The 12,295-nt window shown below is 70.2% G+C and carries 21 protein-coding genes; 14 read left to right on the top strand and 7 right to left on the bottom strand.

What is annotated here, in order from left to right; all coding sequences use genetic code 11:
• The first annotated feature begins 4 nt into the window (after positions 1–4).
• The 9 genes from ACIRS4_RS22145 to ACIRS4_RS22105 all read left to right on the top strand — a co-directional run bounded on the left by ACIRS4_RS22145 (position 5) and on the right by ACIRS4_RS22105 (position 5,687).
• Complete coding sequence (locus ACIRS4_RS22145; protein WP_404198532.1) at positions 5–1,096, top strand: DUF5047 domain-containing protein; 1,092 nt, start codon at positions 5–7, stop codon at positions 1,094–1,096.
• The gene (locus ACIRS4_RS22140) at positions 1,093–1,704 is read left to right on the top strand and encodes a hypothetical protein (RefSeq protein WP_404198530.1); all 612 of its coding nucleotides are present in this window, start codon (positions 1,093–1,095) and stop codon (positions 1,702–1,704) included. Before ACIRS4_RS22145 ends, ACIRS4_RS22140 begins: the two co-directional genes overlap by 4 nt.
• Before the next feature lie 9 nt (positions 1,705–1,713).
• Positions 1,714–2,349 (top strand): hypothetical protein, encoded by a 636-nt coding sequence (locus ACIRS4_RS22135; RefSeq protein ID WP_404198527.1) that lies wholly within the window; start codon positions 1,714–1,716, stop codon positions 2,347–2,349.
• Between the two features lie 54 nt (positions 2,350–2,403).
• Positions 2,404–3,513 (top strand): hypothetical protein, encoded by a 1,110-nt coding sequence (locus ACIRS4_RS22130; RefSeq protein WP_404198524.1) that lies wholly within the window; start codon positions 2,404–2,406, stop codon positions 3,511–3,513.
• A gap of 52 nt (positions 3,514–3,565) precedes the next feature.
• Complete coding sequence (locus ACIRS4_RS22125; protein WP_404198521.1) at positions 3,566–4,306, top strand: peptidoglycan recognition family protein; 741 nt, start codon at positions 3,566–3,568, stop codon at positions 4,304–4,306.
• 3 nt (positions 4,307–4,309) lie between these two features.
• Positions 4,310–4,666, top strand: coding sequence for a hypothetical protein (locus ACIRS4_RS22120; RefSeq protein ID WP_404198519.1), 357 nt, complete (start codon positions 4,310–4,312; stop codon positions 4,664–4,666).
• A gap of 34 nt (positions 4,667–4,700) precedes the next feature.
• Entirely contained in the window at positions 4,701–5,021 is a 321-nt protein-coding gene (locus tag ACIRS4_RS22115) for a hypothetical protein (protein ID WP_404198516.1), read from the top strand.
• A 171-nt stretch (positions 5,022–5,192) separates the two neighbouring features.
• Positions 5,193–5,516 carry a hypothetical protein gene (locus tag ACIRS4_RS22110; RefSeq protein ID WP_404198514.1) on the top strand — a complete coding sequence of 108 codons (324 nt, stop codon included), beginning with the start codon at positions 5,193–5,195 and terminating at the stop codon, positions 5,514–5,516.
• Positions 5,517–5,519: 3 nt separating this feature from the next.
• Positions 5,520–5,687 carry a hypothetical protein gene (locus ACIRS4_RS22105; RefSeq protein WP_404198511.1) on the top strand — a complete coding sequence of 56 codons (168 nt, stop codon included), beginning with the start codon at positions 5,520–5,522 and terminating at the stop codon, positions 5,685–5,687.
• Between the two features lie 95 nt (positions 5,688–5,782).
• Here ACIRS4_RS22105 and ACIRS4_RS22100 read toward each other — a convergent pair whose 3' ends face one another.
• Positions 5,783–5,962: a hypothetical protein gene (locus ACIRS4_RS22100; RefSeq protein WP_404198508.1), complete on the bottom strand. Its 180-nt coding sequence runs from the start codon at positions 5,960–5,962 to the stop codon at positions 5,783–5,785.
• Between the two features lie 79 nt (positions 5,963–6,041).
• Here ACIRS4_RS22100 and ACIRS4_RS22095 point away from each other — a divergent pair, with 79 nt between their 5' ends.
• Together ACIRS4_RS22095 and ACIRS4_RS22090 are read left to right on the top strand one after the other, a co-directional pair.
• Positions 6,042–6,554 (top strand): HD domain-containing protein, encoded by a 513-nt coding sequence (locus ACIRS4_RS22095; protein ID WP_404198926.1) that lies wholly within the window; start codon positions 6,042–6,044, stop codon positions 6,552–6,554.
• Positions 6,551–7,765, top strand: a complete 1,215-nt coding sequence (locus ACIRS4_RS22090; protein ID WP_404198505.1) for a tyrosine-type recombinase/integrase — start codon at positions 6,551–6,553, stop codon at positions 7,763–7,765. Before ACIRS4_RS22095 ends, ACIRS4_RS22090 begins: the two co-directional genes overlap by 4 nt.
• Positions 7,766–7,934: 169 nt before the next feature.
• Here the strand turns inward: ACIRS4_RS22090 and ACIRS4_RS22085 are convergent, their stop codons facing one another.
• Entirely contained in the window at positions 7,935–8,279 is a 345-nt protein-coding gene (locus ACIRS4_RS22085) for a DUF6233 domain-containing protein (protein ID WP_404198502.1), read from the bottom strand.
• 48 nt (positions 8,280–8,327) lie between these two features.
• Between ACIRS4_RS22085 and ACIRS4_RS22080 the strand changes: the two genes are divergently transcribed.
• Positions 8,328–8,540 carry a hypothetical protein gene (locus ACIRS4_RS22080; protein WP_404198500.1) on the top strand — a complete coding sequence of 71 codons (213 nt, stop codon included), beginning with the start codon at positions 8,328–8,330 and terminating at the stop codon, positions 8,538–8,540.
• Positions 8,541–8,543: 3 nt separating this feature from the next.
• Positions 8,544–8,750: a hypothetical protein gene (locus ACIRS4_RS22075; RefSeq protein WP_404198497.1), complete on the top strand. Its 207-nt coding sequence runs from the start codon at positions 8,544–8,546 to the stop codon at positions 8,748–8,750.
• 85 nt (positions 8,751–8,835) lie between these two features.
• Here ACIRS4_RS22075 and ACIRS4_RS22070 read toward each other — a convergent pair whose 3' ends face one another.
• The 4 genes from ACIRS4_RS22070 to ACIRS4_RS22055 all read right to left on the bottom strand — a co-directional run bounded on the left by ACIRS4_RS22070 (position 8,836) and on the right by ACIRS4_RS22055 (position 10,281).
• A complete protein-coding gene (locus ACIRS4_RS22070; RefSeq protein ID WP_404198494.1) occupies positions 8,836–9,039 on the bottom strand; it encodes a hypothetical protein in 204 nt (67 codons plus the stop codon).
• Positions 9,040–9,048: 9 nt separating this feature from the next.
• The gene (locus tag ACIRS4_RS22065; protein WP_404198491.1) at positions 9,049–9,237 is read right to left on the bottom strand and encodes a hypothetical protein; all 189 of its coding nucleotides are present in this window, start codon (positions 9,235–9,237) and stop codon (positions 9,049–9,051) included.
• Positions 9,238–9,271: 34 nt separating this feature from the next.
• Complete coding sequence (locus ACIRS4_RS22060) at positions 9,272–9,523, bottom strand: GntR family transcriptional regulator (protein WP_404198489.1); 252 nt, start codon at positions 9,521–9,523, stop codon at positions 9,272–9,274.
• 551 nt (positions 9,524–10,074) lie between these two features.
• Positions 10,075–10,281, bottom strand: coding sequence for a helix-turn-helix domain-containing protein (locus ACIRS4_RS22055; protein ID WP_404198486.1), 207 nt, complete (start codon positions 10,279–10,281; stop codon positions 10,075–10,077).
• A 272-nt stretch (positions 10,282–10,553) separates the two neighbouring features.
• Between ACIRS4_RS22055 and ACIRS4_RS22050 the strand changes: the two genes are divergently transcribed.
• The gene (locus ACIRS4_RS22050; RefSeq protein WP_404198484.1) at positions 10,554–10,793 is read left to right on the top strand and encodes a hypothetical protein; all 240 of its coding nucleotides are present in this window, start codon (positions 10,554–10,556) and stop codon (positions 10,791–10,793) included.
• A gap of 421 nt (positions 10,794–11,214) precedes the next feature.
• On the opposite strand, the gene galU is transcribed toward ACIRS4_RS22050, so the two are convergent.
• Complete coding sequence (gene galU / locus ACIRS4_RS22045; protein WP_404198481.1) at positions 11,215–12,195, bottom strand: UTP--glucose-1-phosphate uridylyltransferase GalU; 981 nt, start codon at positions 12,193–12,195, stop codon at positions 11,215–11,217.
• Positions 12,196–12,295 lie beyond the last annotated feature (100 nt).

The following is a 12,295-nucleotide window of genomic DNA, read 5'->3' as shown; positions in this document are numbered from 1 at the left end:
CGTCGTGTATCCGGTCTCCGACCGCTTTCTGGCGCGCATCGCCGAGTCGCATCAAGTCGCCACCGAGGTGCAGCTCTTCCTCACCGACGGCCGGGTGCTGCCGCTGGAGCACACGGGCGGGTCGGTGCAGGTCGACCGGTCGCAGGCGATCCGCCGCACCTGCACGGTCACCATCGCCGACCCGACTCTGATCCCGCGCACCCCGACGGATCAGCTCGCCGTCTACGGGGCACGGCTGCGGATCGCCCGCGGCGTCTACTACGGCGACGGCAGCACGGAGACGGTGCCGCTCGGCGTGTTCCGCCTGGACGAGGTCGGCGGCGACGTCAACGACGGCCCGGTCACCCTGCAGGGCAAAGACCTCGCCGCAGTCGTCCAGGACGACAAGCTCACCGCGCCGTGGCTGGCGTCGGGCACCGTCGTCTCCGCAGTGACCGCGCTCGTACAACGCTCCCTGGCTGACGCCGAGGTGACGTCCACGATCGTCGACACAGCGATCGGCCGCCGCATCTTCGATGTCGAGGCCGATCCGTGGGCGGCCTGTCAGGAGATCGCCGCCGCGGCAGGCGCCGAGGTCTACTTCAACGCCGACGGGGTGGCGGTCATCGCCACCTTGCCAGACATCGCGACCGCGAGCCCGGTGTGGGACATCGAGGCGGGGGAGAGCGGGGTGTACATCCGCGCGAACCGCGGCATGTCCAGCGCGGGCGTCCACAACGGCGTGCTGGCCAGAGGCGAGAACACTGCCGACAACGTGGCGCCGGTCTCTGCCCTGGTCACGGACTCCGACCCGAACAGCCCCACGTACTGGGGCGGGCCCTACGGCCGGCGGCCGCGCTTCTACTCCTCTCCCACGCTGATCACGACGAACGCGTGCACGGCCGCGGCGACGCTGCTGCTGGCGCAGGCCAAGGCACCGAACGCCTCGGGTGACATCTCAAGCCTGCCGAACCCGGCGCTGGAGCCAGGCGACATCCTGCGGCTCATCCACCCGGACAGCAGCCGCGAACTCCAGCAGGCGGCGTCCTTCACGGTGCCACTGACGCGCGACGGCGACTTCCCAATCTCGACGATCTCGGCGAAGGAGGACGCATGATCCAGCAGTCCGGGCAGGGCGTCCACCGCGACCTCGCCCAGGCGCTCAAGCAGCAGGCCAGACGCACGGGCGAGCGGGCGCCGAGCGTCCGCGGCTCCGACTGGAAACAGGCCGTCATCACCGCAGTGAACGCCGACGGAACCGTCGACGCCGACAGCATCCCCGCCATCCGCAGGCTGCAGCACTTCACCGACCCGGCCGTGGGCGACGTCGTCGTCATCAGCCAGTCAGGGGCCGGGAACTGGCTGGCCCTCGGCCGACTCGCCACCAGCGTCGGCGAGTGGACGGCCCTGCCGTTCGCCGCCGGCTTCTCCGCAGCCCCGACCTACCAGGTGCCGCAGTACCGGATCGTCGGCCGCGCCGTCCACATCCGCGGCAGCTTCACCAAGAGCTCGACGCTCGTGAGTGGGGACGTGTTCACCACCGTCCCGACCGCGATCCGGCCCCTCGTCGACCACGACATGGTCATCGGCGGCTCCCACGGCAACGCCGGCGCGGGCATCGGTGCCTTCCGCGGCATCCTCCGCGCCAACGGCAACTTCGAGTACCGCGGCCCCAGCGTCAGCACGCTCGTGTTCATCCCCCCCACCACCTACTGGCTGAGCTGAGGAGAGCCCATGGCTACAGACGACTACGGGCAGGGCATCTCCGTCGCCGACCTGTCCCAGCAGCCCAACGCCGAGACCCTCGCCAAGAACATCGCGAACGGACTCGCGGCACGCTCCGTCCTGCGCTACGCGTCCGGCTCGGCCCGCACCGCTGCTCTCACCGGGGCGACGGCGCCCGCCGAGGGCATGGTGACCTGGCTCCAGGACGTCAACCGGCTCTACGTGTACGACGGCAGCACCTGGGTGGAGCTCGGTCGCGCTCTAAACACGGAGTTCGTCGACGACCCCACGAGCCGCACCGTTACCAGCACCAGCTTCGTGAACAGCTCGTTCACCCTGTCCGACACGATCGTCGGCCCCCAGTCCGGGCAGGTTGAGGTTACGTTCGGGGTCCGCTGCGACAACTCCAGCGGCTCCAACACGCTGAGCTCGTTCGACGCCACTGGCTCGTCGACCGGCACGATCTACACCGCGAACAATGAGGCCGCCACTCAGTGGGGTGACACCTCCTCTGCAGGCCCGTTCGTCGTCACGCAGGTCATCCCCTGCGCCGCGGGCGAGACCGTGACTGTGACGCTCAAGCACCGCGTCGTGTCTGGCACCGGCAACCTCCGCTACCGCTACCTGCGGCTCCGGCAGCTCTGACCGCCCGCCACCTCGCCGCCCCTACGGGGGCTTTCTTCATGTCTGGAGTCTTTTGTGCGCCGCGTTCGTGCCGCCCTGGCCGCGTTCATCCTCACCGCCGCTGCACTGCTCGGCGCGAGCTCGCCGGCCGCCACCGAGCCAGAGACGCCACCGGCGCCGGTGCTGATCCAGGGCCTGGACCTGCACGACGTCACGATCAAGAAGGTCGGCACGACGTACTACATGTACGGGTCGATGTACGGCTGCTCCTACGAGTGGTACGTCCAGGACACGCCGTGGTGCGGGTTCGGCGTGTCCACGGCGTCGAGCCTGGACGGCCCATGGTCCACGCCGAAGCTGTTGTTCAACCCGAACAGCCAGGACCCGTGGTCGAAACGGTCCTGGCAGGAGACCTGCGGCGGCACTGGCCAGGGCTGCTTCAACCCGAGGCTGATCCAGCGGTCGGGTTGGGGGTACGACGACGGCGTCCCCATCCTCTGGTTCAACTCGCCGAGGCACTACAGCGACAGCGGAGCGAACGCCTACAACGTGATGGGCTGCGCCTCGCTCGCCGGACCGTGCGGTCCCGGGGTCACCCCGAACGGCTCGTACAACAAGCCGTCGTTGAGCGTCTGCGCCGGCAACGGCGACTTCGGGATGATCGAACGCCCGGCCACCCGCCCGGCGATCGTCTGCTCGATGCCCGGCGCCGCCCAGCTGAACCTCGAGGAACTCAACTACAGCGGCAGCGGCGGCACAGGGACGGGCGTCCGCAAGGTCGCCGGCGCGGGCGGCCCGATCGAGGGCCCTGGCGGCTGGTGGGACGAAACGTTCCAGCGCTGGGTGCTGACCTACTCAGACCAGGGCTGCGGCTACTGCGCGGGCACGCCCACCGGCTACGCCACGTCGACGTCGCTGTACTCCGGCTGGACGGCGCCGGGGAACGTCGGCTGGGGCGCGCCCGCGTGGGGCCGCAGGATCTTCAGCCCCAACTCGTGCGGCGGCCAGCCCCGCACCGTGACCGTCCTCGACGGCCGGCCCTGGCAGATCGTCGACCTGTGGATCGGCCAGCGCAACGAGGCGACCGCGGACACGCTGCTCGCCCCGCTCGCCTACGCGCCCACCACCGGCACACCCGGCGACGGACGCGTCTGGATCCCCCCGGTCAGCTACCCCTGCAGCTGACCCCAACGCCGCCCCGACCAGGGGCTTTTTTCATGCCCGAAAGGGGCCCGCGATGAAGCTCGTCACCAGAGCCCAGCTCGGCTGGCCAGCGTCGGAAGCGCCGACCCAGACGTCCACGAAGGGCGTCAAGGTCCACTACGAGGGGACTCCGGTCTCCACCAAGCTCCTTGACGACCACGCCGCGTGCATCACCGAGTGGAAGAACATCCGCGCCAGCCACCTCGCGAACACGAAGGAGAACTACTCCGACGTCGCGTACAACTACGCGGCCTGCCCGCACGGTTACCTCCTTGAGGGCCGCGGCATCGGTAGGCGTACCGGGGCCAACGGAAACCAGGACCTCAACCGCGCGCACTACGCGATCGTCGGCCTCGTGGGCAGCGAAGGGCTGACGAAGCCGACGGACGCCATGCTCGGCGCGATCCGCGACGGCATCGAACTCCTCCGCCAGCACGGCGCCGGGAACGAAATCCGGGGCCACCGCGACGGCTACGCCACCGACTGCCCCGGCGGCCCCCTGTACGCCTGGGTGCAGAAGGGCGCGCCTCGCCCGAGCACTACCACCCCCAAGCCCGCCCCCCAGGAGGACGACATGCCCACCGCCAAGGAGATCGCGGACGCCGTCTGGGCGAAGCAGTTCGCATCGCCGACCGCCCCCCAGGGGACCGACGCGCTCCGGTCTGCGGCCACCTTCCTGCGCTGGCAGGACAAGCACCACGCCGAAGTTCTCGCCCGGCTCGACCGGATCGCCAACGCCCTCGAGCGGCTCCTCGCCGCCAGCACCAAGGAGTAGCCCATGCGTATCTTCGGCAGAGAGCCCGTCGTCGTCCTGAACACCCTCTCGGCGGTGCTCGGCCTCGTCGTCAGCCTCGGCATCACCAGCCTGACCGCCGCGCAGGCCGGCGCGACCGTCGCCGTCGTGTCCGCGGTCCTCGGCGGCATCGCGGCGGCCATGACCCGGCCGGTCGCCCCGCAGGCCTTCACGGCGATCGTCGCCGCCGGTGCCACTGCGGTCGCCGCATACGGATACGAGGTGTCGCAGGAGACCGTTGGTGCGATCAACGTGCTCGTCCTCGCGGTCCTCACCCTCCTGACCCGCGTGCAGGTGACGCCGTCCAATCCCTCCGCCCCGACGGGACCGACGGCCATCTGACCAGGTGCACGGCCTATCAGCAGGGGAGGGCGCGGTGAGCGAGACCTTCGGCTTCACCCCGGGCGACGCGGGGGCCGTGGCGCTCCTCACCCTCGTCGTACTGCTCATCCTCACCGGCCGGCTCGTCCCCAGACGCACCCACGAGGATGCCCTCGCCGACCGCGACAACTGGCGGCAGGCGTACCTGAAATCCGAGGCGGCGCGCCAGCAGGAGCACGAACAGACCGGCGAGCTGCTCGAGATGGCGAAGCTCGGCGAGCACATCCTCACCGCGCTGCCCCGACCCGGGCGGGCGGACGAGGGGGAGGTGAGCGGCGTTGATCGCATGGATCCGGCGCCTCGTCCGCGGATGTGACACCGCCGAGCCCAGCCAGTCCGAGGTCGCACTGGAACGGGCGCGCGAAGCCCTCGAAGCCGCCGAAGCCCGACGGCCCGCGGTGACCGAGGTCGTGGCCAGGCTCCGTCGGGCCCGCGAGGAGAACCACTTCCGGGAGCGGATCGAGGCCGCCTTCAGAGGAGCAGCGCAATGAGAGACCTGAGCGTCGACCAGTGGACGAACGTAGCCGCGTCGATGCTGGCGGTCGCCGCCTGCGCCGGATTCATCATCGCCTACCACCTCCACGCCCCGTGGTGGCGGTCCGACGTGGGCCGCAACCTGATGGGGTTCGCGGCCGCGGTCGGCCTGCTCTGCCTGTACACGGTGCTCGTCACGATCTGGCCGGAGGGCTGCTTCGTCATCGTGGCCCGCGCCGTGCGCACCGCGGTGCTGCTCGCGGTCGCCGGCCTGATGCTGCAGCGGACCCGGCTGCTCCTACGAGCGCAGAGAGAACACCGTCGAACTGGAGTGTGACCCATGCCTGACCCGCGTCCTCTTGAGCCGCGCCGGCGGGACGGTGCCGCCGATGTGGGCAGCCTCGTCGCCCTGGGTGTCGAGGAGCCCCCACCGATCCCCGAGCCGGTGTTCGTCGAGCCGGTCTACCCGAACCTGCCCGGCGGATACCGGGCCGACGAACCCGCGTGACAGACGCCCCGCCCCTGCTTCGGCAGGCGGCGGGGCGTCTTCGCCGTTTCAGCGCGGGGGAGTTGGACCGCTCGACTCTCGATAACCCACACATATCAGGCGTCGCCAGGCCGTGGTCCGAACAGGAGTTGCAGCAGCCTGCGGTAGCGAACCTGGGCTTCCTCGTCGCTCATCGGTGTCGCGTCGGGATCCCAATACTTCTCCCACCCGCCGTCGCTGTCGCCACCGATGGTGGTGCGCCACATCCAGGCACCCTTGCCTGCCTCTCCAGTCATGCCGAGCAGCTTCCCGGAACGGACCACACGGCTCAACTCTATGGTTGATAATGACAGTTATCCAACACAGGAGGGTTCAGTGAAATCCGTCAACGAGGTCGACTTCATCGCCGACTGCGCACACGCCGGGCAGGTCGACAAGATCGGGGTGCCCTACATCGAGCACGTCCGAGCCGTAGCCGCTGGGCTCGCGCCGTTCGGCGACGCACTCGTCATGGCAGGACTGCTGCACGACATCATCGAAGACACCGACTGGACTGCCGAGCAACTGCGCGAGGCGGGCATCCCGGAACGTGTCGTCGCCACTGTCGAGGCGGTGACCAACCAGAAGGGCGTGCCCTACGAGGAGAAGATCCGTCGCATCATGACGAACGGCGACGCCACCCTCGTGAAGATCTCGGACAACGCCCACAACAGTCACCCGGACCGGGCGGCCCAGCTCCCCGAGGAGAAGCGCGTCCGCCTTGCCGCGAAGTATCGGGCCGCACGAGACGTTCTCTGGGCTGCCGCCGACGACCGAGACATCGAGGCCATCGTCACGATCGTCAATCCGTCGCTCCTCGCCGAGCTTCGGGAGCGCACGGCAGCATGACCGCTCTCGTCCCGCGCCAGTCGGCGGAGCTATCGACCGACCGGCACGACCCCCGCGACGACTGGCCCGACGAAGCCCGCGCGCTCGCCGACCACCTCGCCGGCATCTACGGCGACCGCGACCCGCTCCCCACCATCGCCGGAGGATGGATCGCCCGCCAGAAGAGCCGCCACACCCGCCGCGCCTACGTCCGCACCTTCAAGGCGTGGGAGAAGTACGCCCGCTCCACCGGCATCCACCCGCTCCAGGCGAAGCTGCCGCTCGCCGACGCCTACGCCAAGCACCTCGCCAAGACGCCCACCCGCAACGGCAAGCCGCCCGCCGAGACCACCCAGGCGCAGGCCCTCGCCGCCGCCGGGAGCTTCTACACCTACGCCGCCCGCCTCCAAGCCGTCGACTCCGACCCGTTCGCCGCCGTCAACCGTCCCTACGTCGACCCCGACTACTCGCCCACCGAAGGCATGACCGAGGAAGAGACGACCCGGCTCATCCAGACCGCCCGCGACTGGGCGCCCCGCTCCTACGCCCTCGTCGCACTCCTCTACCTCACCGGCGCCCGCGTCGACGAACTCCTCTCGCTCGAGGCCGACCAGCTCGGCTACGACCGCGGGCACCGCACCCTGCCGCTCACGCAGAAGGGCGGCAAGAAGCGGCCCGCGCCCGTACCGCCGCTCGCCCTCGACGCGCTCCTCGCCTACCTCGGCGACCGAGGGGACGGCCCGCTGTTCGTCACCGACACCGGACGCCGGTGGACCCAGCCCGAAGTGTGGAAGCACCTCCGCGTCCTCGCCCGCCGCGCCGACATCCCGCAATCCGCCACGATCAAGCCCCACACGCTGCGGCACCAGTTCATCACCGACAACCTCGCCAACGGGGTACCGCTACAAGACGTCCAGGACGCCGTGTCGCACTCCGACCCGCGCACCACCCAGCGATACAACCGACGCCGGCGACAGCTCGACAACCACCCCGCCTACGCCCTCGCCGCCAAACTCGGCGAACGGCTTGGAGCACGAGAAGAGGAGCCCCCGATGACCACCCCGTTCGGCGAGTTCATGCGGTACACGAAGCCTGGCCCCAAGCGGCGGTGCACCTGCTGCGATACCTACAGCCTGCGCGTGTACGCCGAGCCCACGAGCCAGGAGGAGCGCGTCGTGTGCACCAACCCGATCTGCACGGAGTCGCCGCTTCACCGGAACGACCAGCCCTAAGAAACCCGTGGCCGATCTCTTTCCCCGTGGCCGGATCGTGGTGCATGGTGGTGCGCACGGGATCCGCTCCGCCCCCGGGTGAATCCCCCTGGCAGGGCCCTGCCGTCTACTGCGGACGGCGGGGCCCGCCGCACCTCCCGGCTCCCCACGGGAGGCATGCGGCTGCCCGTCACCCGTCGAGGAACCCGAGCTCGGAGTCGGGCCGGCAGTGCGTGCAGGCGGGCACCCCTTCGGCGAGCCAGCGGAGCGCGTCGGTGCGGCTGATGCCGCGGGAGCGCTTGGCCGCCATGTGACAGTGCCCCTCGTGGACCATGTTCGGCGGCGCGTCCCGGTTCAGGCCGAGCTCCAGCAGCCAGTCCGGGGCCGGCGGCCGGGTCTGCTCGCCGCGTTGTCGCTCGGCCGCCTTCCGCTCCTCGTCGGCGATCCACGCCTCGACCTGGCCGAGCTGATGCTGGAGGAAGCTGCGGACGACGCGGAGCTTCTCCAGGTAGGTGGGCGGGCGCGACTCGGTCATGTGTTCGATACTAGGCTCACGGTCGCACACCACAACCCCGGGGGCCGGATGAACGACCAGCGCTACCACCTCCTCCTCACCTTCGACGGCCGACCGACCATGCACGGCTGGTGGGGGAGCGAGGCCACCGCGCGCGACCAGTTCACGCAGGTCGTCGGTAGCCACGGCCGGCCGGGCGCCCGCGTCACCCTCACCGACGAGGAGACCGGCACGACGTTGACGGAGTGGCCGGACAAAGCGTCAGGCTCTGCCATTGTGTAGGCCATGGCCTACCGCCCCTACCCGGTCCCCGACCGCGCGCTACGGCAGATCATGCGCCGACACCGCAACGAGATCCCGCTGCTCCTCCGGGCCGCGCAGCCCAGCGGACGCGAAGCCGGTGAACGGATGCGAGCGACGTTCGCCGCGCTCCCGAGCGGAGGTGCCTACGTGCTGTCCACGCGCCACGACGTTGTCAGTGGCGAGGCGTAGCCTGATCGAACAAGCATCCCTTCTGACAAGGGCGTGCTGCCGCTGGCCGCCCCGTCCGTACAGCGCCGGACGGGGCGCGCTGCTGTCAGGCCGAGGCCGGCTCCGGGTGCCGCACGGCCCGCTTCAACGCCATCTCCACCGTGTACCGGTCCAGCCCACGCTCGACAGCGAACGCGGTCACCGCTTCCTGCACGGCCTGCGCGGTCGCCACTGTGAGGGCGCCGGCCCGGATCTCCTCCCAGGCGGCGCGTTCCAGCTCGAGCAGGGTGTCGGGGAGGTCGATGGTCACGGGCGGATCCTACGCCGCCTCGACGACCTCGACCCGCTCGGCCGCCACCGCGAGCGTCCACTCCGCGACCAGCTCCTCGTACCGCGACCGCGCGGCGCCGTACAGGTAGCCGCCCTCGGCGCGGACTAGCGCGCGGATCTCCTCGTTCACCACGGCAGACGGGCGCACGGGCCTCACCACCAAGGAGGTCGGGATCATGGCACCGATGGTAGGCCCCCGGTCTGACAGCGGGCTATGAATCTCGTGAAGGCGGCTCGGGCAGCGGCGCCACGAACGTCCCGATGCCGGGCTCCATGTACGCGAGGCCCGACTTCCGCAGCTCCGTCAGCACGCGCTTCGCGGTCACCTGGCTGATCCCGAACTCGCCGCAGATCGCCATCGCGGAGGGGAGCCGGCCGCCGGGTGGGTAGGTGCCGTCCGCGACCCGCTCCTCCAGGACGGCGTATACCTGCCGCCATCGCGGCACCTCGGGCTCCCACTTCATGATCAGGACGCTAGGTGGGCCTAGTCGGACACGCGAGATCAGACGTCCTATACGACCTATACCGCCTATCCCACCAGGGTAGCCTGCAATTGCAAGGACCCCCGCGGCCGCGGTCAACGGCCCGGGGGCGTGGCCGACGGCAATCCGGAGCGTCGACATGGACGAGCGTAGAGGCGAACCTGCCCCGCCGTGCAGCGTGTGCAGCAGCCCAGGGCATCCCGCCATACGCGACGGCGACTTCCTGCGCTGCCCTGAGCGCGAGCTGCCCGCCTACGTGCTGCGGGGGCTGGCCGAGGTGGGGCGCGGGCTGTGCTGGTCGCAGGATCCGGTCACCGGCCGGCGCTGCACGCTGGCGCCGCACGGCGACGATGTTGAATGCCGAAACAGTAGCGTCCGCCGCCCATGGGCGTTACCGGCGGTAGCCCGGTAAGCGCTGGCCACAGCTTCTACCTGCGGTTACGGTTCACGGGCCGCGCATGAATCGACCTGGATATATGCATGCTCCACTCTTGTGGAGATCGTGTGACCCATGTTGAGCTGTTGACAGAAATTCAGCCACTGAGGAGGTCGGTGACGTGCACCCGCAGCGCGTGAGCGATGAGCAGCAGATCCGAGTACTGGGGATCCCGCCGGGCGTTCTCGTAGCGCTGGATGCTGCGCCGCTCCATGCCGGCCAGGTGAGCGAGCTCCTCCTGCGATAGCTCGGCCCGCCGCCGTAAGTCTGCGATGCGGCGGCCGAGATCCAGGCGTCGTTGCATGACCCAGTCGGGTCGGGGGTTGCGGCGGGATGGCACTCCAACACGCTTCGGCCTTGACGATCTTGTGTCAGTACCCAAACGGTCGCTTTTGATCTACACCGACTCCCGCCCTGCGGCGGCTGGCATATGCCGCAGGGCTATGGGTAGTGTCCGCGATCGAACGTGTGTTCACCTGATGTGGTGAACTGCCAGGTCAACCGGCATCCGGCTACGTAACCCGGGCACACGCCCTACACCCCCCACCCAGCCGGCCGCCACCACCAGGAGAAGGCATGGACCGCCAGCAGATCCTCGATCTCTACGACTGGAAGCCAGGGGTCTGCTTCCGGCATCCCTCCAGAGGTGAGGTGTGCACCACCGTCGTCGGCGTCATCCACCCCCAGGCTGCCGGCGAGCGCGAGGTCCGCGGCTGCAAGGACTGCGTCATCGCCATAGAGGACATGAGGCGCGAGGCCGCCGCCCGCTCGGGGAGTGATTATGAGCCGGGACACCTCGGGGAGTGCCCGGGATAGCCTTCCCCTAGGGCTTCTCCGCAGGTCCGGGCGCCTCTCCAGGGGGCAATCCCAGGGAGCGTTCAGGGGGCCAGGGGGCAACGAGGGGGGTCGAGCTGCCTCCACTCGTCCCTACCGGTCTCACTTCGTCGCTACCCGTCTCCGCAGTTCAAGAGCTATTTCAGGGTCAGGCGGGGCGTTCTCCGAGGTCAGCGAAAGCTGGTATCCAAATGACGGTGGTGTGGACACTGCGGCCGAACGGCTGAGCGGGTCACCGGAGGGCGGGCGGTCTGGCGGGGGGCTTCGATCGCTGTGCGCCGGTGACGCCGCCTCGCTCGCCGGTGGCTCAGGGCGGCGCGTGGGCGCGGTCACCGTCGCCGACACCCGTTCGGGAACTCCGGTCGGCCCTCCGCGACACCCCCGCTGACCGCAGCCGCGCTGATCACGCCGCCAACGGCGCCCCTTCTCCGGGCGTGGTCTCCAGGGCCGCCACGAAACTCCTCAGCCAGGCGATGAAGTCCGGGCCCAGGTCCGGGCGGTCGCAGGCCAGGCGGACCACCGTGCGGAGGTAGTCGGCCTTGTCGCCGGTGTCGTAGCGGCGGCCCGAGAAGAGCACGCCGTGGACCGTGCCGGCGGCGGCCAGTTCCTGGAGGGCGTCGGTGAGCTGGATCTCGCCGCCCCGGCCGGGCGCGGTGCGTTCCAGGACGCCGAACACGGCCGGGTCGAGGACGTAGCGCCCGATGACCGCGTACCGGCTCGGCGCCTCCTCGCGGGCGGGCTTCTCGACGAGACCGGTGACGCGTACGACGTCTTCCTCGCCGGAGGCCTGCACCGCCGCGCAGCCGTAGAGGTGCACTTGTTCCGGCGGAACCTCCATCAGCGCGACCACGCTGCCGGCGTACCGCTCCCGGACCTCCAGCATCCGGCTGAGCAGTGTCTCGCGCGGGTCGATGAGGTCGTCGCCGAGCAGCACGGCGAACGGCTGGTCGCCGACGTGGTGGCGGGCGCACAGCACCGCGTGCCCGAGGCCGAGCGGATCGCCCTGCCGGATGTGGTGGATGTCGGCGAGGCGGGCCGGATCGCGCACCGCGTCCAGCCGGACGGTGTCGCCCTTGGCGGCGAGGGCCTGCTCCAGCTCGAAGGCCTGGTCGAAGTGGTCCTCGATGGCCCGCTTGTGCCGGCCGGTGACCATCAGCACGTCGTCCAGCCCGGCCGCGGCGGCCTCCTCGACGACGTACTGGATGGCCGGCTTGTCGACGACCGGGAGCATCTCCTTGGGGGTCGCCTTCGTCGCGGGCAGGAAGCGGGTGCCCAGCCCGGCGGCGGGCACGACCGCCTTGCGCACGGCGCGGGCGGCATGGCCGGGTGCGGGCCCGGCGGACGGCGCTGACGAGGCCGCAGGCGAGCAGTGGGGGACGTTCATGCCGATCATGCTGGCCCGCGCCGATGAGAGTCCCCCGGAGCCGCATCAGAGGTTCCTGTGGGACGAGGTGTGCGCCGCCCGCCTTTCGGCGGATACGGGT

The organism is Streptomyces sp. NPDC101166, assembly GCF_044768125.1.
Taxonomy (GTDB): domain Bacteria; phylum Actinomycetota; class Actinomycetes; order Streptomycetales; family Streptomycetaceae; genus Streptomyces.
The sequence above is the reverse complement of the archived record's forward strand: the minus strand, read 5'-3'. Positions and strand labels throughout refer to the sequence as shown.